Annotated in this window: 27 protein-coding genes, 1 pseudogene and 1 riboswitch; of the genes and pseudogenes, 10 read left to right on the top strand and 18 right to left on the bottom strand. The window is 44.7% G+C overall.

What is annotated here, in order from left to right; translation table 11 throughout:
- Positions 1–7: 7 nt before the first annotated feature.
- From fapR to ACUUHJ_RS19170, 9 genes and pseudogenes are all read right to left on the bottom strand, one after another.
- Positions 8–598 (bottom strand): transcription factor FapR, encoded by a 591-nt coding sequence (fapR, locus tag ACUUHJ_RS19130; protein ID WP_472299636.1) that lies wholly within the window; start codon positions 596–598, stop codon positions 8–10.
- Between the two features lie 127 nt (positions 599–725).
- Positions 726–1,683 (bottom strand): annotated as a pseudogene (locus ACUUHJ_RS19135) (ABC transporter ATP-binding protein).
- Positions 1,684–1,694: 11 nt separating this feature from the next.
- Positions 1,695–2,483, bottom strand: coding sequence for an ABC transporter permease (locus tag ACUUHJ_RS19140; protein WP_472299637.1), 789 nt, complete (start codon positions 2,481–2,483; stop codon positions 1,695–1,697).
- Positions 2,484–2,487: 4 nt separating this feature from the next.
- Positions 2,488–3,267 carry an ABC transporter permease gene (locus ACUUHJ_RS19145; RefSeq protein WP_406795798.1) on the bottom strand — a complete coding sequence of 260 codons (780 nt, stop codon included), beginning with the start codon at positions 3,265–3,267 and terminating at the stop codon, positions 2,488–2,490.
- Positions 3,268–3,451: 184 nt separating this feature from the next.
- On the bottom strand, positions 3,452–4,213 hold the full coding sequence (locus ACUUHJ_RS19150; RefSeq protein ID WP_472299638.1) for a DeoR/GlpR family DNA-binding transcription regulator: 762 nt from the start codon (positions 4,211–4,213) through the stop codon (positions 3,452–3,454).
- Between the two features lie 151 nt (positions 4,214–4,364).
- Positions 4,365–4,535, bottom strand: coding sequence for a 50S ribosomal protein L32 (gene rpmF / locus ACUUHJ_RS19155; protein WP_005834357.1), 171 nt, complete (start codon positions 4,533–4,535; stop codon positions 4,365–4,367).
- A gap of 140 nt (positions 4,536–4,675) precedes the next feature.
- On the bottom strand, positions 4,676–5,194 hold the full coding sequence (locus ACUUHJ_RS19160; protein ID WP_015891905.1) for a YceD family protein: 519 nt from the start codon (positions 5,192–5,194) through the stop codon (positions 4,676–4,678).
- Between the two features lie 84 nt (positions 5,195–5,278).
- Positions 5,279–6,346 carry a SepM family pheromone-processing serine protease gene (locus ACUUHJ_RS19165; protein WP_472299639.1) on the bottom strand — a complete coding sequence of 356 codons (1,068 nt, stop codon included), beginning with the start codon at positions 6,344–6,346 and terminating at the stop codon, positions 5,279–5,281.
- Positions 6,343–7,137: a patatin-like phospholipase family protein gene (locus ACUUHJ_RS19170; RefSeq protein ID WP_015891907.1), complete on the bottom strand. Its 795-nt coding sequence runs from the start codon at positions 7,135–7,137 to the stop codon at positions 6,343–6,345. The genes ACUUHJ_RS19165 and ACUUHJ_RS19170 overlap by 4 nt, the downstream gene beginning before the upstream one ends.
- Positions 7,138–7,283: 146 nt before the next feature.
- On the opposite strand from ACUUHJ_RS19170, the gene ylbJ reads away from it, so the two are divergent.
- Complete coding sequence (ylbJ, locus tag ACUUHJ_RS19175) at positions 7,284–8,516, top strand: sporulation integral membrane protein YlbJ (protein WP_472299640.1); 1,233 nt, start codon at positions 7,284–7,286, stop codon at positions 8,514–8,516.
- 1 nt (position 8,517) lies between these two features.
- Here ylbJ and coaD read toward each other — a convergent pair whose 3' ends face one another.
- A complete protein-coding gene (gene coaD, locus ACUUHJ_RS19180) occupies positions 8,518–8,997 on the bottom strand; it encodes a pantetheine-phosphate adenylyltransferase (RefSeq protein WP_188068726.1) in 480 nt (159 codons plus the stop codon).
- Positions 8,998–9,044: 47 nt separating this feature from the next.
- Positions 9,045–9,611 carry a 16S rRNA (guanine(966)-N(2))-methyltransferase RsmD gene (gene rsmD / locus ACUUHJ_RS19185; protein WP_472299641.1) on the bottom strand — a complete coding sequence of 189 codons (567 nt, stop codon included), beginning with the start codon at positions 9,609–9,611 and terminating at the stop codon, positions 9,045–9,047.
- 444 nt (positions 9,612–10,055) lie between these two features.
- Here rsmD and ACUUHJ_RS19190 point away from each other — a divergent pair, with 444 nt between their 5' ends.
- Positions 10,056–10,199 (top strand): hypothetical protein, encoded by a 144-nt coding sequence (locus ACUUHJ_RS19190; RefSeq protein ID WP_016743266.1) that lies wholly within the window; start codon positions 10,056–10,058, stop codon positions 10,197–10,199.
- 122 nt (positions 10,200–10,321) lie between these two features.
- Positions 10,322–11,281, top strand: a complete 960-nt coding sequence (gene ku, locus ACUUHJ_RS19195) for a non-homologous end joining protein Ku (protein WP_472299642.1) — start codon at positions 10,322–10,324, stop codon at positions 11,279–11,281.
- Between the two features lie 62 nt (positions 11,282–11,343).
- Here the strand turns inward: ku and ACUUHJ_RS19200 are convergent, their stop codons facing one another.
- Entirely contained in the window at positions 11,344–12,225 is an 882-nt protein-coding gene (locus ACUUHJ_RS19200) for a cation diffusion facilitator family transporter (protein WP_087346970.1), read from the bottom strand.
- A 244-nt stretch (positions 12,226–12,469) separates the two neighbouring features.
- Positions 12,470–12,582: riboswitch (TPP riboswitch) on the top strand.
- 147 nt (positions 12,583–12,729) lie between these two features.
- Between ACUUHJ_RS19200 and thiC the strand changes: the two genes are divergently transcribed.
- Together thiC and ACUUHJ_RS19210 are read left to right on the top strand one after the other, a co-directional pair.
- Entirely contained in the window at positions 12,730–14,484 is a 1,755-nt protein-coding gene (thiC, locus tag ACUUHJ_RS19205; protein WP_472299643.1) for a phosphomethylpyrimidine synthase ThiC, read from the top strand.
- 15 nt (positions 14,485–14,499) lie between these two features.
- Entirely contained in the window at positions 14,500–14,670 is a 171-nt protein-coding gene (locus ACUUHJ_RS19210; RefSeq protein WP_289673501.1) for a hypothetical protein, read from the top strand.
- 48 nt (positions 14,671–14,718) lie between these two features.
- On the opposite strand, the gene ACUUHJ_RS19215 is transcribed toward ACUUHJ_RS19210, so the two are convergent.
- Both ACUUHJ_RS19215 and ACUUHJ_RS19220 read right to left on the bottom strand, forming a co-directional pair.
- Positions 14,719–15,048 carry a DUF1904 family protein gene (locus tag ACUUHJ_RS19215; RefSeq protein ID WP_064200666.1) on the bottom strand — a complete coding sequence of 110 codons (330 nt, stop codon included), beginning with the start codon at positions 15,046–15,048 and terminating at the stop codon, positions 14,719–14,721.
- Positions 15,049–15,491: 443 nt separating this feature from the next.
- Positions 15,492–15,824 carry an ATP dependent DNA ligase gene (locus ACUUHJ_RS19220; RefSeq protein WP_472299644.1) on the bottom strand — a complete coding sequence of 111 codons (333 nt, stop codon included), beginning with the start codon at positions 15,822–15,824 and terminating at the stop codon, positions 15,492–15,494.
- A gap of 280 nt (positions 15,825–16,104) precedes the next feature.
- Here ACUUHJ_RS19220 and ACUUHJ_RS19225 point away from each other — a divergent pair, with 280 nt between their 5' ends.
- From ACUUHJ_RS19225 to ACUUHJ_RS19240, 4 genes are all read left to right on the top strand, one after another.
- Complete coding sequence (locus tag ACUUHJ_RS19225; protein WP_289673503.1) at positions 16,105–16,614, top strand: hypothetical protein; 510 nt, start codon at positions 16,105–16,107, stop codon at positions 16,612–16,614.
- A gap of 97 nt (positions 16,615–16,711) precedes the next feature.
- On the top strand, positions 16,712–17,656 hold the full coding sequence (locus ACUUHJ_RS19230; RefSeq protein ID WP_472299645.1) for an ATP-dependent DNA ligase: 945 nt from the start codon (positions 16,712–16,714) through the stop codon (positions 17,654–17,656).
- Between the two features lie 321 nt (positions 17,657–17,977).
- Positions 17,978–18,610 (top strand): class I SAM-dependent methyltransferase, encoded by a 633-nt coding sequence (locus ACUUHJ_RS19235; protein WP_289673505.1) that lies wholly within the window; start codon positions 17,978–17,980, stop codon positions 18,608–18,610.
- A 501-nt stretch (positions 18,611–19,111) separates the two neighbouring features.
- On the top strand, positions 19,112–19,456 hold the full coding sequence (locus ACUUHJ_RS19240; protein ID WP_289673506.1) for a DUF3888 domain-containing protein: 345 nt from the start codon (positions 19,112–19,114) through the stop codon (positions 19,454–19,456).
- A 43-nt stretch (positions 19,457–19,499) separates the two neighbouring features.
- Here ACUUHJ_RS19240 and ACUUHJ_RS19245 read toward each other — a convergent pair whose 3' ends face one another.
- A complete protein-coding gene (locus tag ACUUHJ_RS19245) occupies positions 19,500–19,955 on the bottom strand; it encodes an RlpA-like double-psi beta-barrel domain-containing protein (protein ID WP_472299646.1) in 456 nt (151 codons plus the stop codon).
- 1,128 nt (positions 19,956–21,083) lie between these two features.
- A complete protein-coding gene (locus tag ACUUHJ_RS19250; RefSeq protein ID WP_472299647.1) occupies positions 21,084–21,851 on the bottom strand; it encodes a carboxymuconolactone decarboxylase family protein in 768 nt (255 codons plus the stop codon).
- A gap of 247 nt (positions 21,852–22,098) precedes the next feature.
- Between ACUUHJ_RS19250 and ACUUHJ_RS19255 the strand changes: the two genes are divergently transcribed.
- Positions 22,099–22,464 (top strand): MerR family transcriptional regulator, encoded by a 366-nt coding sequence (locus ACUUHJ_RS19255; RefSeq protein ID WP_472299648.1) that lies wholly within the window; start codon positions 22,099–22,101, stop codon positions 22,462–22,464.
- A 140-nt stretch (positions 22,465–22,604) separates the two neighbouring features.
- Here the strand turns inward: ACUUHJ_RS19255 and istB are convergent, their stop codons facing one another.
- The gene (gene istB / locus ACUUHJ_RS19260) at positions 22,605–23,324 is read right to left on the bottom strand and encodes an IS21-like element helper ATPase IstB (RefSeq protein ID WP_092272886.1); all 720 of its coding nucleotides are present in this window, start codon (positions 23,322–23,324) and stop codon (positions 22,605–22,607) included.
- Positions 23,321–24,823, bottom strand: coding sequence for an IS21 family transposase (istA, locus tag ACUUHJ_RS19265; RefSeq protein WP_472298126.1), 1,503 nt, complete (start codon positions 24,821–24,823; stop codon positions 23,321–23,323). The genes istB and istA overlap by 4 nt, the downstream gene beginning before the upstream one ends.
- Positions 24,824–24,835: the final 12 nt, after the last annotated feature.

Here is a 24,835-nt window from a genome sequence, read left to right on the forward strand (position 1 = left end):
TTCCTCCTTACTCCTCATCCATGCTGTTATGGTAGCTCGACATTTCAACTACCCGGAAGGTTGCGGTAAAGACCAGTTCACCTTGGACCTTCGTCTCTACGCGCACCTTGCATTCGTCTCCGTTACGGCTTCTCACCACTGCTTTAGCAACCAGCTTTTCCCCTGCTCGTACAGGACGGACAAAGCGGATCCTCGCCGTAGCTGTCAACGCTACGTCTGCGTTAATTACTGCTACTGCCAACGAGTTGGCCTGAGCAAATATATAATGCCCTCTGGCAATTTGTGTTTTGGAGAAAACGTGTTCTTCTTTTATTTCCAATACGGAAATAGCCTGTGAATCGAGCTGTAAATCAACCATTTCACCTATGATTTCATCGATGCCCAATGATTTTACAGGATCAAGACTTTTCTCTGCGACTGTCTTGATACGTTCACGCAGCTCCGGTATACCTAATTCCAGTCGGTCTAAACGTATGGTTTGAATACTGACATGAAATAACTCAGCCAGATCTTCGTCCGTCGCAAATGGGTTATCCGCCAGATACTGCACCAAGCGAGACTGGCGATCTTTTTTTGGCAAGCGGGCGATGCCGAACACCCCCTTAAGCAGGATTCAGTTGTACTATGTATGATTGCGATCTGTTTTTAATACCTGGTACCAAAACACAGTATAAGGGAGAAGATGTGGAATTACAAGTATGGATCACGAAATTAGGTAGCCGTCCCTACCGATAAATGAGACGAATGATCTCCTCAATCCCCGGTTCTTTCATCTGGATGTCCAAAGGTTCACCCCACCCCGCCACTTCGGCAAGGATTCGCGGCGAAGAAATTTTTCCTTTGTCGAAGTAGATCGAAAGTACGTTCTCTGATAGCTCCATCCGCTCGATTCCCTCTAGGTCGTAAAGCTTTTTGGGCGGTTGTCGAAATTCAATTCGTATGAGGCTTGGCAGCCCTATCTGTTGCCGCAAATCAACCAAGCTCGTATCCATCATCTTTTTGCCATGATTAATCACGATAATCCGGTTGCAGAGTTGTTCAATATCGTCCATATCATGAGTCGTCAATAGAATGGTCTTCTTCTGGGTCTGATTCACTTCCTTCAAAAAAGCTCTAATGCGCGTCTTCGCAACCACATCCAACCCAATCGTAGGCTCGTCTAAAAACAGGACAGGCGGATCATGCAGCAGTGCCGCTGCTAAATCAGCTCTCATCCTTTGACCTAACGACAACTTACGCACTGGCGTATCAAGGAATTCATGGAGGTCCAGCAGTTCCTGATACACCTCCATTGATCGCCGATATGCTTGGTCGTCAATCTTGTACATCGCTTGCAAAATTTCGAAGGAATCTCTGACTGGCAAATCCCACCACAGTTGTGTTCGCTGCCCGAACACTACTCCGATCTGTGAGGCTACTTGAATTCTCTCCCGCTGTGGACTATATCCGCCTATTCGTATTTCCCCCTGACTGGGATGAAGAATGCCTGCCAGCATTTTGATGGTCGTCGATTTTCCTGCGCCATTCGGCCCGATATATCCTACGAACTCGCCTCTGTCAATGGAAAAGGAGATATCATGGACGGCTTTGACTTCCCTTCGTTCACGAGAGTAGAGAAGCAAAGCGCCCCTCTTTGGCTTGATTCAGGAAAAATGATTTTTCGATGTGCTTTGCTTCAATCATGTTACCCCTCCTTAGCTCCCTGTACTATGGTAGTGTCGAAGCCCGACATTCCACAGCATACGAGCGGAATAAAAAGCAAACGCTGCGGCTACAGGGGTGAGCATTGGATAAAACCATTCGCCCCCTTTGCACAAAAGCGTCAACATTGGCAAATAATTCATGTACGCGATCGGTATCGCTGAGAAAAACAGCCATTTGAGCCAGTTTGGATATAGCCCGATCGGATAATTGGAAGCATTGGCTGGCGCATAAATGGTGAAGGTCAGCATGTCTTTCATCTGATGCGTCCAAAAAGCGACCCCAGCCGTAGCAAGTCCAATCGAGAAATAAATCACGCCGCCAGACAAAATAGCAACCGGTAAGAATAGCACCAACCCTATGATCGATTTCCCGTCCGCCGCAAGACCCGACAAGGAGATGACCAAAACAGACACCCCCTGTACCAACCCTCCCACTCTCGACAAATCAAGATTGCGTGTCAATAGCAGAAGCAAAGGCGAAACAGGACAGATGAGCAATTGATCGAGCTCCCCTTGTACGATGTACTTCTCAAAGTCGTTAATTTCTGGGGCAAACAGCCGATACAAGGAGACAGATGCCGAGGAAATCCCGTAAAGCATCCCAACCTCGAAAATATTCCAGCCGACCACATCGTGAAATCGATACAAAATCGCAGAGAGAATAATAAAATCAAGCACCATAATCATTCCGGTCGTGGCAGCGCTCGTCACAAAATTTATCTTGTATTGCATTTGCGAGCGAATGCTGGCCGCAATTAGTTTGCGATAGAGGGCAAACATGTGGTTATCCTCCTTGAATTTCTAGCTTTCTTCTTGCCATATTCGTCACCAATAAAGCAACTGCCGTTAAAACGAGCGCCCAGCCGGCCTGTACAAGCATGCCATAAGGAGGTGCAAGCTCCAACAAAGTCATGACCGGATAATAAATCATTGCCGAAAAGGGCAAATAAGGCGCTACCTTTCCAATGACCCCGGGCATCAAGTCTATCGGAATCATTTGTCCGCCTAACCCAAAGATCAATGACAAAAGGATGAGGTGTACCCAGCGAATTTCTGTCGTCCAGAAGGAAGAAATGCCCGCGAGATAAAAGAGCAGCATGCCTATGTACGTTCCTAGTAGAAGCGAGAGGATAAACCAGAAGTAAGTAAACGGCTGGGAGGGAAAAAAGAAGCCCACCGCTAATCCTAGCAGCAAGCCAATCGGAACACTTCGGTAACAAGCGTTGTACAGAAGTCGTCCAAACTCCTGGCTGAGCATGTACCAGAGATAGTGAACAGGCTTGATCATATCCAGACTGACAGCCCCGCTTCTAACCGCGATTTGCACATTCAGACCTGGGGACAGAAATGTTGTCATCCAGAGAACACTTTGACAAATCGCGATGTAAAACCCCATTGTTTTGACATCATAAGGGCCGTAAACTTGTTTCCCAGAAAGGACCCCCGTCCAAATGGCAATAAAAACAAGCCCAAAAATCGAGCTTGCGACATTGTTGACGACATGCGATAAACGATACTGAAGATTCCGACGATAACTCTTGCGAATAATCCGCCAATAGACCATAAAACCCTCCTCTTGGAAAAGTCAGGATTACCAGAATAGCAGGGGCCGCACACAAATGCAAGAAAAAAAGAAAGAGCCCTCCCCATTTGAAGGACTCTCCCTGATAAATCCATTTGCTGTCACGCTGGTCACCCATTCACGCCAGCCAAATGGAACTTATCCTCTTTTTTATGGATCAATAGCTTCATGTGGAAGCTACAATCACCTCTACATCGTTGGTGTGCAAAACTTCAGCTATTTCCTTTTCAGGCAGCTTATCGGTCACGATAATATCGATCTGGTCAAAACCTGCAACGCGATACAGCATGCTTTTCCCAAACTTAGTATGGTCAGTGAGTATGATCACTTGATCGGCCCGCTTGATCATTTCTTTAATCAGAAAGCCGTGATCCTCCTGCGTGGACATGAGACCTTCCTTTGTAAGACCGCATGCACCAACCAGTACTTTATCGACATGAAAATCAGCGAGGTTTTGAATCACGCGTGTACCGAGCACACATTGATCCTCTGCATGTACGTCTCCGCCCAGTAGCTTGACAAGAACGCCTTCTTTTCGGGACATACTGGCTGCAGTCGCTAATGAATTCGTGATGATGACATGGTCGCGGGTCTGCAACGATTCCACTGTGAGCTGAACAGTTGTGGAAGCATCGAGCAGCATGTAATCGCCGTCTTTGATCAGACGAGCCGCCGCTGCCGCAATACTGCGCTTTCCTGTCAAATCAAGCTGCATTCGTTCCTGATGGGAGTAGTTCTTTTTGTTGAGGCTGGGCAGTACTGCTCCTCCCCTGGTCCGCAGGATTTGCCCCTGCTCCTCCAGCTTGACGATATCACGCCTCGCTGTGTCACGGGAAACACCAAACTGCTCAACTACCTCCTGCACACTGATACGCTGGTGCTGCTGCAAATACGCAAGAATTGCAGCGAGCCTCTCCTCTTGAAACACGAAGCCTCAACCCCATCCTTATCTTGCCTTCATTATAAGTCATTTAAGCAAAAGTTACAAGTGATAATAAGCATTTATAAGTAATCATAAGTAATAAGAAGGAACAAAAAAAGCAAGGCGATTTCTCACCTTGCTTTCTTAGCAGCGAATATTACTTCGCTACTTTCACGCCTTTGTAGTGACCGCAGCTTGGGCAAACACGATGCGCAAGCTTGTATTCGCTGCAATTATCGCATTTGATCATGCCTGGAATCTCTAATTTGAAGTGCGTACGACGCATTCTTTTACGGGTTTTGGAAGTTCTCCGTTGAGGTACTGCCATCTTCCTTACACCTCCTTCAACTGACAAATGCTAAGAAGCTCTATTGGGTGGACAGTATAGGCAAAATGCTTATGCCATCCTTCAAAAATGAGACGCTGCCACGAATGGTCGGCGAATCATCTTGAATACAGTAAGAATACTTATTTGCTGTCTTTGAAAAAGTCAGCCAACCCAGCCAATCGCGGGTCAACACGCTCATTCTTGCAGCTGCATGCCACTTCATTACGGTTTACACCACAAGTCGGGCACAGACCTTTACAATCCTCCTCGCAAAGCGGGAAGGTCGGCATTGCAAGTAAGAAATCCTCTTGAAGTAGTGAGTCCAGCTCGATTTCATCGCCTTCCAGAGGAAGGATGTCGCTGTCCTCATCATCTTGCAGGATCGGATCATCCGAAAGCGCAAATGTCTCAGAGAAATCTACTGTTGCCTGATCGACAAAAGGATTCAAGCATCTCGCGCAGACAAAATTCACATCTGCCTTCATGCTTCCTTTTACGTAATAGAGATTGCCCAGCTGTACGGCTTCACCACTCGCAGTCACAGGAGTAATCCCACGAATCTCATGATGGCGCTTCTTCAGCTCATCTGCATCCAGAGTTACCTGGAACGGCAACGGCTCTCCTTTTCGGTGCTCTAACTCTGCTAACTTAATGTTCATAGCATTTCACCTCATGCACAACAAAGATGATTATAGACCCTGCCCAAAGCTTTGTCAACCATTTTTGCTTGACAGCTAGTTTGCTCAGGTAGATTTCGGTTTTTGAGCATTCAAGTAGGTAATCGCTTCTTCTACCGTCTTGATCGGAACCACTTTCATTGACGTTCCAATCCGCTTGGCAGTTGCTAACGCCTCCTCGTAATTGGAGCTCGTATCTGGCGTATCCTGTGGAGCAAAGAAGATCTCTGCACCCGCTTTGTCCGCTGCGATTACCTTTTGATTAATGCCACCGATCCTGCCTACTTTTCCGTCTAACGAAATCGTGCCTGTTCCTGCAATTTTATAGCCTTTTGTCAAATCCGTCTCCGTATTTAACTGGTCATAAATCTCCAGCGTCATCATCAATCCCGCAGAAGGACCACCAATCCCTTGAGAGGCAATGGTTACTTCTTTTGGAATGATGATTTCCTGTTTGTTGTCAGGGCGTACACCAATTCCAACTGACTTGGATTCAGGTAGTGGTTCCAAGGTTAACATCGTTTTGGCCTCTTGTCCATCTCTTGTGTACGTAATTTCGACTTGATCGCCTGCTTTTTTTGCAGAAAGGGCTGTCAGCAAATCTATTGCCTCAGATGTGCGAACCCCGTCTACATACGTAATGACATCACCGATTTGCAGCGTTTTATGGGCAGGGAAACCTTCCAAGGTACCCATCACCCACACGCCCTGCTTTTCGATTTTCACTTCGAAACCAGCAAGACGGAATGCGACTGCCTCCGCAATTTTTTGTGAATTGTCCATGACTGCTTGTTCTCGACGGATAAAATCTTCGCTGTTCTCGCCCTTGCTGACAACCAGTTCCTTGGGCAACAGCTCAACATCCTGCGCCATTTTTGCATACCAATACCACGGCAAATTCGCTTCGCCCATTCGAACTGTCGTTAGCATGAAGGAGCCGGTCTCGTCCTTCTTGCCGCCCTCCACTTGGATCATCGGCCCCAACTCAATCGCTGAACCCGGACGACTCACGTAATAATTCGTCGGTACAAAAAAAGAAATACCCAACAAGACAAAAACCAAGGCAAGTATCCAGCTAAAGCCTCTGGTTCCTGAAGATCTGCGTCTGTTGGCATAAAGCTGTTCCTCACTCATTCTTGTGCCTCCCAATTTGCAATTCGTTCCTGAATGCGTTCGATATGTTCAGTACCCGCACGTTCGCCTAGCTCGATTATTTCTTCAACACCCGTGTATGCGATACTGCTATAGTGTCCAACATCCGGCCTGATTACGATGTCTGCCGCAATGATTCGATGTCGCAGAATTTCCCTTTCCATGACATCAATGGTTTGGGCGATGACATCAAAAATACTTTTGACCTCCACCCGCGTATCGAATTGGGCGACATCTACCGCAATCACGATATCGGCACCCATTTCACGCAGTACTGTCACCGGCACACGATCAATGACTCCTCCGTCGACTAAAAGCCGCCCCCCTACTTTTTCAGGGACGAAGATGCCTGGAATGGATATGCTCGCTCTCACTGCTTGATCAATTGGGCCTTCCCGAAATACTACTCGTTCCCCTGTTTCAATATCCGTCGCCACAATAGCAAGCGGCTTGTTCAGCTCTTCCAAGCGCTTTCCGTGTGTTAACAGGCGAATCAATTGCTTGATCTTTTCCCCCGTAACAAAGCCCATGCTGGGTACAGTTAAATCGAGCCAATGCTTTCGTTTTAAATTCATGGCAAGCTTTCCCATCATGCTCGGTTCAATCCCGTTGGCATAGACGGCCCCAATCAGACTGCCCATACTGGAGCCAGCCAGCATGTCAATCTGAATACCATGTGCTTCTAACGCGTTCAATACACCAATATGTGCAAAACCGCGAGCACCCCCAGAACCCAGGGCTACACCCACGATTGGTTTACGCTTTGTCTGCATGGAAAACCCCTCCCTGTAACCAGCCTATGTGGTAAATCGCTGAACCTTTCACACTTGGTAGAGATTCATCGACCAAGCTTACGCATAGTTCTCCCGCCTGCCACGTAGACATGTACTACTACTTTTCTTCGATTCAGGAGGAATCCATGTCACGCCACTCACCCGTACTTACCTTGTTGCTCGCCATCTCGACCGTTTTCATTGTGATTGCGTTGATTGCTTACTCGCAGATATCTTTTGAAGCTGCCGTACGCGGTCTAAAGATATGGTGGGAGGTAGTTTTTCCCTCTACCCTTCCCTTTATTGTGCTGTCTGAGGTGTTGATGGGTCTTGGTGTCGTCCATTTCGTCGGCGTGTTACTGGAACCATTGATGCGCCCACTGTTTAACGTTCCGGGTACTGGCGGGTTCGTACTGGCTATGGGCTTCTCGTCCGGCTATCCGGTAGCCGCAAAGCTGACTACACGCCTGCGTCTGCAAGGCAATGTGACGAAGGCTGAGGGTGAACGTCTCGTCTCTTTTACAACAACAGGAGACCCCTTATTCGTAATGGGAGCAGTGGCAATCGGCTTTTTCCACAGCGAGCAAATGGGCGTCATTCTAGCCATGACTCATTATTTGTCAGCTGTACTCATGGGCGTAATCTATCGTTTTCATGCGCCTTTTGCGATTACTTCAGCCCCATTGGAGAAAAATTCACTACCGCTTCCTTTACGGGCCTTGCAAGCGATGCATCGGGCACGTATCCGCGATCGTCGTCCGTTCGGAAAATTAATGGGAGAAGCAGTGCAATCCGCTCTGAATACACTGCTTATGATCGGTGGTTTCATCATTGTTTTTTCGGTATTAATCCAACTTTTCTCCACGATTCATCTGACGCAAATCATCAGTACGCTTCTCTCGATTTTTCTCGGTCCCTTTGGTTTTCCACCAGCCTTCTCCCAAGCAATTGTGGCTGGGTTGTTCGAAGTTACCCTTGGCGCACAGGCAGCGAGCATTGTGCCTAATGATGTTTCCTTGGTCTGGAAAGCGGCCATTGCCAGTGCGATATTGTCTTGGGGGGGTCTGAGTGTTCACGCACAGGTCGCAAGTATCTTGAGCGAAACGGATATTCGTGTCGCCCCTTACTTGATTGCCAGATCCCTACATGCTTTGCTAGCTGCGATTTTGACCTTTGTCCTGTGGGGACCACTTGCCACAGTCAGTTCCTGGTTCGTGGAGAAAGCCGTCCCTGTATTTGTGCATGCGAAAGCTGAGATTCCTGCGACGAGTTGGTGGGAGACCTTGCTATTATCAGGGGGACTCGCCATCGGCGTCGGTGCGATTCTGTTGTGTACCAGCCTGACCCTTTCACACATGAACCGCAGCAAGACGCGATAATCTACTCGGCCATTTTCCGCTTCAGTGCCTCTTCTACGATCGGCGGCACCAAATCGGCGACACTCGCCTTGTACTTCGCAACTTCCTTTACAATGCTTGAGCTCAAGTATGAATATTGATTGTTCGTCATCATGAAAAACGTTTCGATATTTTCATCGAGCTTTTTATTAATCGAGGCGACTTGCATCTCATATTCAAAATCAGAAACAGCACGAAGGCCACGAATGATCACCTGTGCGCCCTTTTTGTTCATATAGTCAATTAACAAGCCGTCAAAAGAGTCCACTTCTACATTTTTCATGTCAGCCGTTACCTGACGAAGCAATTCGACACGCTCTTCTACGCTGAATAATGAGTTTTTCTTTGAATTGATCAAGACGGCGACAATGACCTTATCAAAAACGTTGGCACCCCGCGCAATAATGTCGAGATGCCCATAAGTAACAGGGTCAAAGCTTCCTGAACATACGGCAATTGCCATAGCGGGTTATCCTCCCTTAGTGCTCTTTTCGCACCTTGATTTAAAAATTAGATGTGCGGCTCCAAATCGTAATAATACACGGTAACGGCCGTATCCCCATACTTCGCCGCTCGATCCTTCACACAATGACCAATCGCATCCGGAAAGGAGTCTGCGATATCATGCTCAGCCACGATCCACGCTCCGTCCGCCAACATTCCCAGCTCCTGCAACATCTCAATTTCTTCGACAATCTTTTGCTGGGCGTATGGCGGATCCAAAAAGACGAGGTCAAATTTTTGATTGCGAGTACTCAGTGTGCGAATGGCGCGGTCCGCATCCATTCGATATAGCTCGGCATAATCGTCCAGCCTGCAAGTACTGACGTTTTGCTTTACCACGGCAAATGCTTTTTGATCTCGCTCCACGAAAACAGCTCGATCCGCGCCCCTACTCAATGCCTCGATCCCGAGACCGCCTGTTCCTGCGTATAGGTCCAATGCCCATCCGCCATCGAAATAAGGGCCAATCATATTAAAAATCGATTCTTTGACTTTATCGGTTGTCGGTCTTGTTCCTTTTCCCGGAACTGCTGCCAACCGTCTTCCTCTGTGTTCTCCAGCGATGACTCGCATACTCATTTCACCTGTCTGCTTTCCTAATATGTATGTTTTAAGACGCGATTTTCTAAGACTGAGAATGATATCATACTATCACAACTGCATACACCCGTAAAATTAGCAACTGGAAAAATTTATCGCAAGAAAGGTATATAACCCCATTCGATTGGAAAAGATGTTGAATAGCGACGCAACGGTGTCGCTGACAACCGCGGAGAAGACTTACGTTTCCCCATAAGCTCTTCCTCCGGTTTCTCCTCTCCCATAATTGAAAGGCTGTTCACTTAGGCGCACGACGTGTCTGATAGGAGCATTTCGTGCCATCGCTCCCTTCACCGGGAGGAGTTGAACGGTCGCCCCTCGTCATTTGGCGATGGGGTATTTTTTTGTGTCCAGCACATACTACCTATACCTGCAACACCTTCTTCATGTAGCTTGCCTGAAAGGAGTGAGTCATTCATGGCAGAGAAACGACCGTCCGCACAAAAGCTGAAGGCGTCCAAAGCCCAGTCCATTGCAGACCGCACAGGCAAAGACGTCGAGCTGGCGCGTGACATGCAATCGCGTGCAGATCAATCGGACATCGTCAAACATGGACAGTAGCTGCATACAATAGCCAGCCGCATCGAATCGGCTGGCTTTTTACTTTTCCACCTTCAATTCCCTCGGCACTTCTTTTGAGCGGATACAGATACTATACAAAAAACTGTGAAGGAGGTATCCCCATGCATACGGTGTGGAAGGGCTCAATCAGCTTCGGCCTCGTCAATATACCTGTTCGGATGTTTACTGCAACGGAAGAGCGCGATATTCGCTTTCGTCAACTGCATAAAGAGTGCAATACCCCGATCAAGTACACGAAAATGTGCCCGCACTGTCAACGCGAGGTCGATACGAGCGAAATCGTCCGTGGCTTCGAATACGAAAAAGGACATTTTGTCATGATCGACGATGACGATCTGGAAGCCATTACGCCAGAAACACGCAGAGCCATTGAAATTATCGACTTCGTAGACTTGTCGGAGGTCGATCCCGTTTATTTTCATAAGAGCTATTTCCTATCTCCACAGGACACTGGCGAAAAAGCATACGCCTTGCTGCGATCCGCTATGGAACAGACAGGAAAGATCGGCGTTGCACAGGTGACGATGCGCAATCGGCAAAGCCTGGCCGTTATCCGACTGTATGAACATTGCATCATGTTGGAGACGATCTTCTATCCAGATGAGGTACGTCCCGTCAGTCAAGTGCCTGCCTTGCCTGAAGCTGCTGTACCGTTGGCCGAAAACGAACTGAAGATGGCAACTGAGCTCATTAGCAATATGACAATCCCTTTTGATCCGGCAAAATATACGGATGAATATCGATCCGACCTGCAAAAACTGATTGAGAAAAAATTGGAGGGTCAGGAGATCGCTACTGCACCTACCGTGGCAAGAACCAATGTTATCGATCTCATGCAGGCCCTAAAAGAAAGCTTGGAATCTACAGCTGGTCAAGCCGCTATGCCCATCAAAATCGAGCCAGAACCAACTCCGTCAAAGCCTGCGCGAAAACGCACCACCGCTGCCTCCTCGTCCGAAAAAGAGCAGGCATCGAAAAAGGCGGCGCCAACCAGTCCGAAAAAGACTACGACTACTTCTACAACCAAAACACTCCGCAAAAAGAAGGCTACTTCTGGTTAGCTGCACACACAAAAAAAACCTGCCCACACTGGACAGGTTTTTTTGTATTCCCATGACGCAATCTAACTAGGCGCCATTTTTCTACACGGTTCAATATGGATATGAACGGCGTTAATGCGGTGAATTTTGCGCATCTGTTCTTCAATTTTTTCGGTGATGGTGTGACTCTCCACCACATTCAGACCTGGATCTACATGGATCACAACATCAACCAACACGCTGCTCCCATGGTAGCGGGCTTTGATATCACTGATATCCCTTACCCCTGAAATCGAGGAAATCGTAGCCCGCAGATCCGCAAGCTCGCTCTCGTCAAACCCATCTGTCAAACGGTGGGTTGCTTCCCTGAAAATGTCCCACGCAGTCTTCAAAATGATGAGACCAACAACAAAAGCAGCTAACGGATCGAGCCAATGCAATTGAAACTGTGCGCCAGCCACCCCGATAAACGTCCCGATACTGACGAATGCGTCTGAACGGTTGTCAGCCGCAGCTGCATCTAATGCTTGGCTGTTTGTTTTGATGGCAAGTTTTTTATTGTAGCGATAGACGAAAAGCATAATAACAGCAGTCGCAAGTGCTGTCCACCCTGCCAACAGGTCAGGAGCCGAGTGTTTTGGGTCAAACAACGATGGTACTGCATTCGTAATGACCTGAACTCCAACAAATAGCATAATAAATGATGCGACAAGTGCTGAAATCGTCTCGGCCCGAAAATGACCATACGGATGATCTTTATCAGGTGGTTTCCTTGCAATACGCAGCCCGATCAAAACAGCAATCGATGCGACAACATCTGTTGAGTTGTTAAGTCCGTCGGCCATTAAAGCTTCTGACGCAGTGACATACGCAACTCCTATTTTTAATACAGAGCAGAAAATGTAGGCGAAAATACTCACCCACGCTCCACGTTCTCCTTGTTTTAGATCCGAATAAACATCCATACCTCATCACCTCAAAATACTTCTCCATCCTGCTTCGACAACGAGGAAAATCAAAGCGCTGGAAGCAGTTGCTTTTTTTCGAACTTCATCGTAACAGATCGGAATCATGTGGGTCTACAGAAACAGTTTTAGTCCGATTCACGAGAATAGGGGGGAGGAAAATGTGTTGCACACCTGCAATTTCCTGCTGAAAATTTCCCTTGAAATTAGATGGACTTCCCGTTATCCTATTCTTGCAATCCAAAATAAAAAGCACGGGAGCTTGGGATTCACCAGGCTGAGAGGATGGTACTGTGCCATCGACCGTTGAACCTGAACTGGGTAATGCCAGCGGAGGAATGTCATATACGACACGAAAAGATGCGCGTATCTTTAGGATACCCGTTTCTTCTCTACTCTCGCGTTGGCGTCGCATGTTGTTTATGCGGCGCTTTTTCGCGGAAGTTTCTTTCGCCTCCCTAAACGGTTCTCACTTTCGTGCAACCAAAACAAGGAGGTTTTTTTATGTCATTGGTGTCATCTTTTCCAGGCAGTCGCAAAGTATACGAAACAGGTAGTCGTGCGGACATCCGTGTCCCGATGCGCGAGATTTCCCTTCATCCTACCGAAGGATTGTCTGGCTCCACACCCAATCATCCTCTTCGCGTGTACGATACGAGTGGAGAGTATACCGCTGCGGGTTACGTTCCTGACATTCAAGCCGGACTGCCCTCTATTCGTCATCAGTGGATCGATGAGCGAAATGATGCGGAAACGTATGTCGGTCGCGAACCACAACTAGTCGACGACGGAATCCGAAACGAAGAAAAGGCCGCCACCCTCCCCACTTTCCCTCGAGAGGACTACAAACCAAAACGGGCAAGGCCAGGGAAAAATGTTACCCAGCTTCATTATGCCCGAAAAAATATCATCACACCGGAAATGGAATACGTTGCCATTCGCGAGGGTGTCTCCCCTGAATTTGTACGGGCAGAAATCGCCGCTGGACGTGCGATCCTTCCTTCTAACGTCAATCATCCGGAAAGCGAGCCGATGATCATTGGCCGCAACTTTCATGTCAAAATCAATGCCAACATCGGAACGTCAGCCGTCAGCTCTTCGATGGAAGAAGAGGTCGAAAAAATGATTTGGTCTGTTCGTTGGGGTGCCGACACCATTATGGACCTCTCGACGGGAAAACATATACATACCACGCGGGAGTGGATTATCCGCAACAGCCCCGTTCCAGTCGGTACTGTCCCGATTTATCAAGCACTTGAAAAAGTAAATGGGAAAGCCGAGGATTTGACATGGGAGGTTTACCGAGACACCTTGATTGAGCAGGCGGAACAAGGTGTCGATTACTTCACGATTCATGCTGGCGTTCTTTTGCGCTACATCCCCATGACGGCTAACCGTGTTACCGGCATCGTCTCTCGCGGCGGGTCCATTTTGGCCGCATGGTGCCTGGCCCATCATGAGGAAAACTTTTTGTATACGCATTTCGCTGAAATTTGTGAAATTCTGAAGGCCTATGACATTTGTGTATCCCTCGGGGATGGACTGCGTCCTGGCTCTATCGCGGATGCGAATGACGAGGCACAGTTCGCGGAGCTTGAAACATTGGGAGAACTCACAAAAATTGCGTGGGAACACGACGTACAGGTCATGATTGAAGGCCCCGGTCACGTCCCTATGCATCTTATTCGCGAAAATATGGATAAACAGTTATCCATTTGCCATGAGGCCCCTTTTTACACACTTGGGCCGCTCACGACAGACATTGCACCCGGCTATGACCACATTACTTCAGCGATTGGCGCTGCCATGATTGGATGGTTCGGAACAGCGATGCTCTGCTACGTAACGCCCAAGGAGCATCTCGGCCTTCCTAATAAAGAGGATGTCCGCAACGGTTTAATCGCATACAAAATCGCAGCGCATGCCGCTGATCTCGCAAAAGGACATCCGCGGGCTAAACAGCGTGACGACGCCTTATCCAAAGCTCGTTTTGATTTTCGCTGGAACGATCAATTCAATTTGTCCCTGGACCCAGAGCGCGCCCGTGAATATCACGATGAAACGTTGCCAGCAGAAGCCGCCAAATCCGCCCATTTTTGTTCCATGTGCGGGCCTAAATTTTGTAGCATGAAAATATCGCACGACATTCGTCACATTGCTAATGAACAAGGATCTGCCCAAGATCCCACCATTCTTGCAGGGATGCAGGAAAAATCGCGTGAGTTCCGCGAACAAGGAAGCCGTTTGTACCAGTCGTAATCAAGGGGGATGCCTATGGAGGAAGCCAGTCGTTTACGCGAAAAGATCTTTCGACTAGAGGCTGAGCTAGAGCAATCGAAACAACAATTGAGACTCATTCAACAAGACTGCAGCCACGTCTATATCGAAACTCCACTTACGCGAACATGCTCCAAGTGCCTGCAATCCGAAAGCCTCTATTATTAATAGAAAAAGGTCGAAATCCTTTTGGCGGATCTCGACCTTTTTTCTTGCTTATTTCGCTATCCCGACCTGCAACGGAAGTCCTTCCTTATAATAGAGAGTAGGCGATAGCAGGATGAAGAAAATATGGACATGCAAAAAGCCCTGCTTCTTCAGGATGCCGTGTACGGCGCTTGCAATTGCATCATGTTGCTTTTGTTCGCGAGGGAACATCATGATCTCTACAGACAAAGGACTGTTTGTAAGTTGCTCTACCTGAAGCAGCTCCAATTTCACCTTTTCCTGAGCGACTTCAGCATTTTTGGAAAACTCTTCTATAAGAATCTGAGAAATGGGCTCTATGTCTTGCTTCGCAAAGCCTTTAAACCGAAGAAACGGCAAGTCAATTCCTTCTTTCGTAAATGAGTTCGCACAGTCATTATAAACAAGTCTCTAATCGTATATCAATGAAAAAAGGATTAAAGAAAGTGAACAACTAACATTCCCAACTGGAGCAAGAGACGCAAAGAGGGCCATATCAGAGAGCAGCTCCCTTCCCATGAGGTGTGGTGGACGTACCACGGAAGGAGGAAGCAGCTCAACCAGATACAGCCCAAATCCGCTAAACCGATCAGTTACTTTGATACAAAGTAGTATAGCCTGAATTCAATACTTAATCAATAAAAAAGTTTCGTAAAATTCCAACAAGAATTCATCCACTAACATCGAATCATCGCCCGTTGAATTTTCAACTTTCGGAATCAAAGGATAGTTTCGTAGAAAACATCCCACCATTTAAGTATCAGGGATGTCTTTTGAGTTCCATTGTGTTGCACCATGAGAATCTACTCCAAGACACAGGAATCAACAGGCATATCAACAACTGCTTGAATACTCGGTTGTCGTAACGTATAGCCTTCTGTCCATTCCGCAAATTGTACCTTAACTGTGACACTTGGTCTCAGCCACACAGCACCCTTGAACCTTGCTGGAGTATTTACGAAGGGCCTATCATTTTGTATCAAAGGTACAATCTTTTCCGTCAGGGCCATCCAGTCATTTCGAGTTAATTTACCTGTACCTGCGTGGCCTATATAAAATAAGCGCCCGTTAGGCTTAGTGGAACGTATACTGATGAAGAACTTGCCCTTTGGGAAGAGCAAGGAGGTTTTTTTCATCCAAATAAGTACGGGTATTGTATCCTTCCAGTCGAAAATGGTCCTTGCCCTACTGGAAATCCTTGTTGGATTGGATGTGAAAATGACAAGGACGACGGATGTCGCTATCTTATGTATACCCCTACAATAATTGCGTCGATGGAGGAAGACATTGCATTAATCAAAGTACGGTTAGAAAAGGCTCTAAGAGATCGTCCTAATTCCCCTATAGCAGGTCACTATCGTTCTATTATTCGACGCTTTGAAGCAGTACAAAATCAGATTAAGGACGCTAATAATCATGGCAAACAACCGAATTATTCAAGGTAAAAATACATTGATCAGAATTCAAGAGACATGGGACTTGATTATTCTTAATGGGAATCATCCAACTGTAACTGAATTCGCCAAGATGGCGAAGATTTCCTATAGTACGTTTACTCATAATTACAAGGATTGGGCTGATAAGGTTCGTGAAAGAAGAGATCTGAAACGTGGAACTCGCAAACTCTCGCCAGCTGCCTTGCCCAAAAAAACGTTAATTGCCGAACACTGGCTGCAGGCCGAGGAACAAATAAATGACTTACAAAAGGATTTAACTAAGCTTAGAAAAGAACTTGATAAAGCAGTCAAGGAGCTAAAAGTGGCAAAACCTTTAGCTGCAAAATCAATAAAATTAGAGTGTGAAAATAGCCGGTTGTTGGGAGCTATTGACTACCTCTATTCTCAACTTAAGATGAGAGGCGTCACGAATGAACAACTACAACTAATCGTCAAAACTGTACAGAAACATATTTATCCTGTTAATTAGTGCATAATTGGCATTATTTTCACAATGATTATGGAAGATGTGATGTTCTCCTAAATTGGGAACAATATCAGTAATTGATCTCGATTTTGGAGGAATTATGGATATTAATCCAATCATACCATTTGAGCCCATAAGTGCTGATCGCTTGCCAGGAGGAAATAATTGGATTGCGCAAATTAAGTGGGACGGTGTAAGAATGTTAACCTACTATGATGGTCGTGAAGTACGCCTAGTCAACAGGAAATTGAATGATCGAACATTACAGTATCCCGAATTTTTAGATGTAAAAACCTATTGTTCAGGTTCCTCCTTTATCCTCGATGGAGAATTTATTGCTTTTGACAGTAGTAAACCATCCTTTTATGAAATCATGAAAAGAGACAGTTTACGAAAGAAGCAAAGTATCGATCTTGAAATTAATCAAACTCCTGTGACCTACATGATTTTTGACGTTTTATATTACAACGGTGATTGGGTTATTGAGCAGCCATTAATTAAGCGACAACAGATGCTTGAACAGATCATCATACCTCAACCAAATGTACAGGTTGTACAAAATTTTAACGATGCAAACGCACTATACGAGGTAATGAAACAACACGAAATGGAAGGGGTCATTTGCAAGGATCTTACCAGTACTTATGCAATAAACGGTAAAGATAAACGATGGCAGAAAAAGAAAATCTTCTGGGACCTTTTCGCTATTATCGGAGGTGTAACACTTCGAAACGGAATTGTAAACTCGTTACTTCTTGGTTTATACAACGACGATGGAAAACTGATATATATTGGACATGCAGGTACTGCGAAGTTTAGTAAAAAGACTTGGTATGAACTAACACAGAAGTTACTACCGATAACAATACAAAACAGTCCTTTTAGCTTTGAAGTTGACAGAAGTAAAGACGCTATATGGGTCAAACCTGAGATTGTAGTTAAAGTGAAGTTTATGGAATGGACACCAGGAAAAACAATGAGGCATCCCAGTGTTCAAGCTATTGTTAACTCGCCTGTATCAGATTGTACATTTTCCCAAACCTAATAAAGTTATGACATTGGTTAATGTGCCAGCAAAACACAGATTTACAACGTTAAGACCGTCCAAATAGGGGTAGTACCAGCGTCGCTGACACCACCCGCAAAGTACGGAATGTACTGCCAACTAAATGACATTTAACTTAACTAGCCTGAATGGGCGACTTTACAGTATTCAATGTAGAGTTGCCCATTCTTTTTATTTCATCAAATATTAGATATCTATATTCAATTTTATAGTATTCATAGTACATTGAGTTAGGTTTGTCAAAATGATAGTAAGCATCTAATTATTACGCTCTTCTCCGAAGAAAGTGAGGTTCTGACCATGACGAAACGTTCAGAAGCTGAACATTGGAACGAGGTGTTTGCCGATGTGAATCTCGGCAAGCCGCAAGTAGATTTTTGGCTGGAAAAATACGAGCCGATGCTAGCATTGGCCCAAGATGGACCGGTCATTGATCTTGGCTGTGGATATGGCAGCGACTCTTTGTTTTTAACGGAACGAGGTTATCGGGTCATCGCCTGCGACTTCTCCTCTGAGTCCTTGGCGATTATACGCAAATATGTGCCAGGTGCTGAAACAAACCTATTCGATATGACAGGAGGATTGCCTTTTCCGGATGGTAGCGCGAGGGCGGTTGTCGCAGATTTGTCCCTGCATTATTTTCACTGGGACGATACTGTTTCTATCGTTAGCGAAATCGCGAGAGTTGTCGGCACTGGCGGATTGCTGCTAGCCCGCTTGAATTCCACGCGCGATGTTCATTACGGTGCCGGCCAGGGCATCGAATTGGAACCCCGTTATTACGAGCATGAGGGGCGGCGGAAACGTTTTTTTGACGAAGCAGATATGCGTCGGTTATTTGACGGATGGGCGATCAACGTGTTGACGGAAACGGACATGCACCGCTACCGGAAGCCGAAAATTTGCTGGGAGATGGCAGCATGCGTCCGCTGATGGCAGCCTCGGGAGGGGGGCTATGGGTGCCGACGTACGGAGATTAGCTAACTTGCCGATGTGAATCGGACCGTCGGGACAGCTGGTCGAAAACAGCCAGACAAAGAGATTCAAACCTTTTTTGTTCCGCTAACGGGGATCGATAGTGCAATAAACCAAAAAACAATCTAACACTTTATTTTCGTGTTGTTGACTGGTTTTTGGTTTATAAAGCTGGATTAGTCTAAATTTTCCTCGAACAGAGATAATTAAACAACATTGAATACATGTAAACAAAGTGACAACCATTGATTGTGAACGCTAAGGAAATCGATGACACGAAAAACCCGGCCCCTTATGAGCTAAGGTGCTGGGTTTTGTTTAATCAGAGTAGTAGTCGAGGTAATCATCACTTACTAGTAGCCCGTATAAAAAAGTTAGTCATAGGTATACTGCTAATTAGAACCTGTTAAACAATTCTAAAGCACTTTACTTACAAAGTTTAAGTAAGGAGTTGAGAAAATGAAAAAATTAATTCTGAGCATATTTTTTACCATTCTAATACTCAGTACGTCTCCTGTTTATGCTAATGTAGCAGACAAAGAGTTACAAGATGCATTCATTACTTGTTTGAATCCAGTAATATCACAAGCAGTAAGTAAATACTATAAGACTCCTAGAGGATTTGATTTGTTCAACACAAAGATCCTGTCCATTAAAAGGGACCGACCAGGAGAATTTTCTTTCGAGGTTATCGTTCAAATTAGCACTTTTGTTGGAGCACATAATCCCCCTGTTGGAACTGACATATTAACCATTAAATTAACTCCATCTAGTGCACGAGTCATCAATTATCAGCATTACTAAGGAAAATAAACCGAAGCGATATAACGCCTCGGTTTATTTTCTATCATAGTGTGTAATAATCAGTTTTTTGCTTACCAAATTGTTTTGCGTTATTTATATTAGTAGTTGTTGAAGTACCAAAGTAAATATCAAACCAGTTTCGAGTAAATCCGCGATCACATCTTACGTCACCCATGTCTTCTACATATAACTGTTCTACGTTCCCTTTACCTGGAAGATATAGCGGACTTGAAGTGATGATGTTAGTTCCATAAGGAAGTAACGTTCCAGAAGTTGCACGACCGCAAGTATTAGGATGGACTGCTGCAGTGAGGTATGGTGTTGGGGTTGTCCCATGATAAGTTTTTGCACCTGAAATTGCAGTATAGGCTGTAACATCCTGATCATAATAAAAGGCTTGTGGTGAAACTGATTTCGTTTCAGCATTTACACTTGCAGTTAATGTAGCAATAAGATATGTTGTAGCTCCTACACCATACAAAAGCTTTTTAAATTTCATTTTTAAAACCCCTTTCAAAATATTTTGACCACAATGTGGTTTTTACCGATCATTTACTTGCATTCCAAGATACTCACCGTTTTTTGGATTGAAGTATATTTTCGAGAATTTATTCTGTTCATTTCGTCCAACAACAGTTAGAAACAATTGATTTTCCTGTTTAAACATCGTGAAGTGATAGCCTATGGCCCAGTTTTCTCCCGGCCTAAGATTGAAAGATTGAATAGCTTTTGATGCGATTTGTGGACTATCTATACCAATTTCTTCTTGTGTAATTCCATTGAACTGAGAAGTTGAATTTCTACTGATACTTTTCTCGATTTTGTTATCGTCAATCGAAATAAAGAGACTCTTTTTTTTAGTTGGAACCTCAAAAGTAAGGTTCCAACTCCTTCTTTTTCCATCAGAACCAAGATGATTACCAATTTTCCTGTCTACTGTAGAAATATGAGTTAAAAATGCCCCGGAATCCCACTCTTTGGCCTTTACTAAACCAATGTTATAAGCTTCCTTTAGGGTAATTGCCTTTTTCCCAAAAAATCTCGCCGAATAAAAATGGAGTGAGGATCACTATAATTGTAATTATGTAAAGAGATAGATATTTGAGTTTCATGATTGAATCTCCTGAAAGTTCTTGTTATTACATTTTTACCAATAAAAGGGAATTTCCTCCTTATAAAAAATAGACAAATTTCGCCACAGGTCAGTAAAAAAGCACTAGTGCCCTCCCTGATCATTGCCACCACTTCAGAAGTATTCCCTTCAATTTTTTAAGTTCCGACTTCTTTTTAGTAAATGGAACTTCGCGTGTTTTACATGTTACTTTGCGGGTGGTGTCAGCTACGCTGGTACTACCCCAAATATAAAAAAGCCCAATTCCTCGGTCTTGTAAGCGAGAAATTGGGCTTTGGTTACTCATAATGGCGCCCGAATACTTTAAGTATAGCTGATACTTATTGTAAATTTATCATTCGCGAAACTGGAGTACAAGTCTGAATAAATCAAGTAGAATACTAGACCCAGCCATTGAACTAACTGGCAGTTTAACACAGTAAGCTTCAGGCACCACTTTTCTTGAAAAGATGATTGAAGTGGTCGCAATGGTATATGTGACCACGAGTAAAAATTTCAAGATGTTTTAATTTTTTTCAGTAGGTTGATAGCGTTTAAAGCTTTAGGGAACCCAACATATAAAGCGCTTTGAAGTATCGCCTCGATAATTTCTTCGTCAGTCAACCCAACGTTAAAGGCTGTATGGATGTGTACGTTAAGTTGAGGGTCACAATTTCCTTGTGCAGTTAATGAACCTATGGTGACCAGTTGCCGTTGCTTGAGAGTTAAGGCGGTGCGACTGTATATTTCTCCAAAAGTTAAAGTTACAATATTTTCTCCCAGTTTAGGTGCTATGCTTTCTAAAGTTGCTAAAACTGCACGCCCGTGTTCCCCTTCAATTTCTTCTAACTTAGCCATACCTTTTTCAAATTTTGCAGACTCATTTTTAAGTTCATCGATGACTTCAACCACTAACCCATGCTCAGCAAACACTTGCTTGGCAACATTCACAGCGTTTAATGACCTGGGAAACCCGCTAAAAGGGATGCAGTGGGTCATGATTTCAATAATTTGATTTGGTGTTATTCCAATGTTAAGACTAAAGTTGATGTGCCACTTCAACTGAGCGGCGCAATCACCTAAAGAAATAAGTGTCGCGAGTGTCACCATTTCCCTTTGTTGGTGATTCAAAATCGAATTACTGAAATACTGTCCGTAACCTTCAATGATGTATCTTCCGATGTGAGGTGCTATTTTATTTAACCCATCGATAACACCTTCAATCCCATCTTTGTAAAATTCATTTAGAAGATTTTCACCAATCGCATAGTATGTATTCTCCATTGTTACCTCCCTATTTATATCGTTATTGCCTGCAGAAGGATTCATGACCTCGTTTTCAGAGTCGTCATCATTATCAAGTTGCGAACGACTTCCTCTAAGTAAAATTGTATTTTGTTATCGTTGGGATAAGTCAAGTTTAAATTTAGGATAAGAAATTAAACGTAAATGGCGAGTTTTTTGCGCGTTATGATATGATTGAAGTTATAGTTACTATAAGTTGATCGGGGGAAATGGGATGTCATACACAATGAAGTATGTCATGGACAGTTTAAGCGTCTCTGCAAATACACTTCGTTTTTATGAAGCAGAAGGGCTGTTGAATAATATTTCGCGTGATTCTGGTGGTCGTAGAATTTATAACGATGATAATATAAAATGGATCAGTTTTATCCGCTCTCTGCGGTTAACAGGAATGCCCATATCCATAATTAAACAATATATCAAACTTTATAAATTAGGAGACGATACTTTCCTGCAAAGAAAGGAAATCATGATGCAGCATAAATTGGAATTGCAGAATAAAATAAGCGAATACTTAAAGCACCTAGAAGTAATCAGCTATAAAGTGGCGATGTACGAGCTTCAGGAAAGAGAATCCAGACAGAAGATCTAGTTGATTGAGGGCTTTATGCTGTATTAAGCAAACGGGTATCGATAGTTGAATAAAAAGGGTATTCAGTGTATTTGGCAAGTAAAAAGTGCAGAGTTCGGCAGCCATTTTGTGCATAGCCTTGCCAGGCTAAATTTTTATTATTAACGGTGGGAAAGAGCATGCCGAAGGCGATAACTCTCTCCTGTGAAAGCTACGATGTGAGCATGATGCACAAGACGGTCAATCAAGGCAGCGGTTAAACGGTTATCTCCGAAAACCGTATTCCATTGGCTGAATTCCAAATTCGAGGTAACAATGACACTGATTCGCTCATAACATTCTGAGATTAGATGGAAAAGTAGGTCAGCACCATCCTTGTGAAACGGAACAAATCCTAACTCATCTAAGATTAGTAAATCAGCATCCATTAATTCCTTCTGAAATCTCGGTAGATTGCCAGCATGAAACTTGGTTTGCAAAATGGAAACCAACTCTGCAACCCGATAAAACCTCACATTTTTCCCCTGTTTACACGCCTCTACACCAATTGCCGTGGCCAGATGCGTCTTTCCTGTGCCTACGGCACCCAGCAAAATAACATTTTCCTTTCGTTCTACAAACGAGCCTCTCTTCAATTCCTCAATCGTTACACTCTCAGGTAGCGAAACCGACTCGAAAGAGTACCCTTCAAAAGTCTTTATTTGCGTAAATCTTGCTTTCTGTAACAATCGTCGGATTTTTCCCTGCTCACGGGAACTTCGTTCCGCTGATAGAACCGCATGAAGAAACTGAGTTGGGTGTTCAAACGGTACTTGATCATAGATATTCATGACATGTGCTAATCTCATCTGCTTGCATAGTTGACGTAATTCTTCTCTCATTTTCGTACCTCCGTCCGTTGAAGTTGATCATATCTCGAAAGATCTGGCTGATACCCAACGAAAACAGACGGTGTTCGATTGTCTTTCATAGGTGTTGGGATTATCTCTGGATGACGTAAACGGTACAGAACATGCTCCAATCGACTCACATCATCCTGCTTTTCTTGCGTAAGGCATCTTTCGATCTCCTCAATTTGGTATGTTCTTAGCATTCGAATGATCCAGCCGATTCTTGCTTTGCGACTTTTTCCTTCCACAGATTGAAGAAAAGCTTTTGTTTGGCTGGGAAGCAAAGCAAGGACAGAACTGTAATCGAGAGCCTTCGGCCTATTATAAAGTGGCTCCAACAGCGTTTGCAGATCAATTGGGATCGGCTCGTCTATATATCCCCTTGGTAGTGAAATGAGGACTTCATAGCTGTCATTTAGTACGTCTACTTTGTTCCACCAATACTTCAGCCATACTCGTTCGTGAGAACGGATAGATGGAACCTTTAACGTTTTTTGATCAACGAGAACTTCACCGTATCCATTGGCTTTTACGGATTCTAAACGGAAAGCCTCGTAAGGTACGAGAGGAAGTTCCAAAAGCTTGATTTTCTCTCGCTCCCAAAGCTCTTGCTGTAAGACTCCCTTCGCATAATGGAGTCTTTTCAAATCCTCAAAGGCTTGCTGATTGATAACATACTGTAGTTGTTCCAAATCATTGGCTACAGGTAATGGAACACACCAATTTCTTCGTGCATAACCAACTTTATTCTCAACATGTCCTTTTTCGTTTCCCTGAGCTGGATTACAAAATACAGGCTGGAAGCGATAGTGAAGAGCAAATCGTTGAAATTCGTCTGTAAGCTTTCTCTTTCCATCGGTTCCTACAGATACAACTGCCGCTGAAAGATTGTCAAACCAGATTCGATTAGGCACTCCGCCGCTCATCTCAAATAACCGCCGTAACCCTTCCAAGAAACACTCGGTGTTCTCCTTCGGAGTAACAAAAACAAATGCCGCGTTGCTGTAAGGGTAGGAGAGGATCAACATTTTCCGCTCTACCAGTTCACCGCCAATAATTGCTTGAAATGTTCCAAAGTCCGCCTGAGCTTCTCCACCTGGATGTTTTAAACGAATATAAGGTTCCGATTTTTCGATTTGCAGTTCTAACTTCCGCTTGGCAACATAGTACCGTACGGTACGATCTGATCCTGCAAAGCCAAATTCGGAAACAAGGCGATCATAGATACGTTTTGCCGTGTGCCTCTGCTTTTTGGGGCGGGTTTGATCTTCCATAAGCCAAGTATCCACTTGCTCACGATAAGCTTCCATAATAGGGAATTTTCCTCGAAGAGGACACTCTTCTTTGTTCCAGTCCGAACAATCTGCATATTTCTTTGCTGTTCTCCAGTTAACACCAGTTTGTTCTGCTATCTGGGAGATCGATTGATCTTTTACGTCCCGCAAGTATTTGATATAGTATTGTTGAGCCATTGCCAGCATTCCTTTCATCCCTCTCCTATC

The organism is Brevibacillus schisleri (assembly GCF_055685845.1).

Coding starts and splice junctions, on each gene's coding strand:
- istB (WP_092272886.1), bottom strand. CDS start 23,324: ATGAGAGAAGAATTACGTCAACTATGCAAGCAGATGAGATTAGCACAT.
- ACUUHJ_RS19240 (WP_289673506.1), top strand. CDS start 19,112: ATGAAAAAATTAATTCTGAGCATATTTTTTACCATTCTAATACTCAGT.
- ACUUHJ_RS19250 (WP_472299647.1), bottom strand. CDS start 21,851: ATGGAGAATACATACTATGCGATTGGTGAAAATCTTCTAAATGAATTT.
- rpmF (WP_005834357.1), bottom strand. CDS start 4,535: ATGGCAGTACCTCAACGGAGAACTTCCAAAACCCGTAAAAGAATGCGT.
- ACUUHJ_RS19225 (WP_289673503.1), top strand. CDS start 16,105: ATGGCAAACAACCGAATTATTCAAGGTAAAAATACATTGATCAGAATT.
- ACUUHJ_RS19245 (WP_472299646.1), bottom strand. CDS start 19,955: ATGAAATTTAAAAAGCTTTTGTATGGTGTAGGAGCTACAACATATCTT.
- ACUUHJ_RS19210 (WP_289673501.1), top strand. CDS start 14,500: ATGGAGGAAGCCAGTCGTTTACGCGAAAAGATCTTTCGACTAGAGGCT.
- ACUUHJ_RS19230 (WP_472299645.1), top strand. CDS start 16,712: ATGGATATTAATCCAATCATACCATTTGAGCCCATAAGTGCTGATCGC.
- rsmD (WP_472299641.1), bottom strand. CDS start 9,611: ATGCGAGTCATCGCTGGAGAACACAGAGGAAGACGGTTGGCAGCAGTT.
- ACUUHJ_RS19145 (WP_406795798.1), bottom strand. CDS start 3,267: ATGGTCTATTGGCGGATTATTCGCAAGAGTTATCGTCGGAATCTTCAG.
- coaD (WP_188068726.1), bottom strand. CDS start 8,997: ATGGCAATTGCCGTATGTTCAGGAAGCTTTGACCCTGTTACTTATGGG.
- ACUUHJ_RS19220 (WP_472299644.1), bottom strand. CDS start 15,824: ATGAAAAAAACCTCCTTGCTCTTCCCAAAGGGCAAGTTCTTCATCAGT.
- ACUUHJ_RS19160 (WP_015891905.1), bottom strand. CDS start 5,194: ATGAACATTAAGTTAGCAGAGTTAGAGCACCGAAAAGGAGAGCCGTTG.
- ACUUHJ_RS19200 (WP_087346970.1), bottom strand. CDS start 12,225: ATGGATGTTTATTCGGATCTAAAACAAGGAGAACGTGGAGCGTGGGTG.
- ACUUHJ_RS19190 (WP_016743266.1), top strand. CDS start 10,056: ATGGCAGAGAAACGACCGTCCGCACAAAAGCTGAAGGCGTCCAAAGCC.
- ACUUHJ_RS19165 (WP_472299639.1), bottom strand. CDS start 6,346: ATGAGTGAGGAACAGCTTTATGCCAACAGACGCAGATCTTCAGGAACC.
- ACUUHJ_RS19255 (WP_472299648.1), top strand. CDS start 22,099: ATGAAGTATGTCATGGACAGTTTAAGCGTCTCTGCAAATACACTTCGT.
- ylbJ (WP_472299640.1), top strand. CDS start 7,284: ATGTCACGCCACTCACCCGTACTTACCTTGTTGCTCGCCATCTCGACC.
- ku (WP_472299642.1), top strand. CDS start 10,322: ATGCATACGGTGTGGAAGGGCTCAATCAGCTTCGGCCTCGTCAATATA.
- ACUUHJ_RS19140 (WP_472299637.1), bottom strand. CDS start 2,483: ATGTTTGCCCTCTATCGCAAACTAATTGCGGCCAGCATTCGCTCGCAA.
- thiC (WP_472299643.1), top strand. CDS start 12,730: ATGTCATTGGTGTCATCTTTTCCAGGCAGTCGCAAAGTATACGAAACA.
- ACUUHJ_RS19170 (WP_015891907.1), bottom strand. CDS start 7,137: ATGCAGACAAAGCGTAAACCAATCGTGGGTGTAGCCCTGGGTTCTGGG.
- ACUUHJ_RS19235 (WP_289673505.1), top strand. CDS start 17,978: ATGACGAAACGTTCAGAAGCTGAACATTGGAACGAGGTGTTTGCCGAT.
- istA (WP_472298126.1), bottom strand. CDS start 24,823: ATGAAAGGAATGCTGGCAATGGCTCAACAATACTATATCAAATACTTG.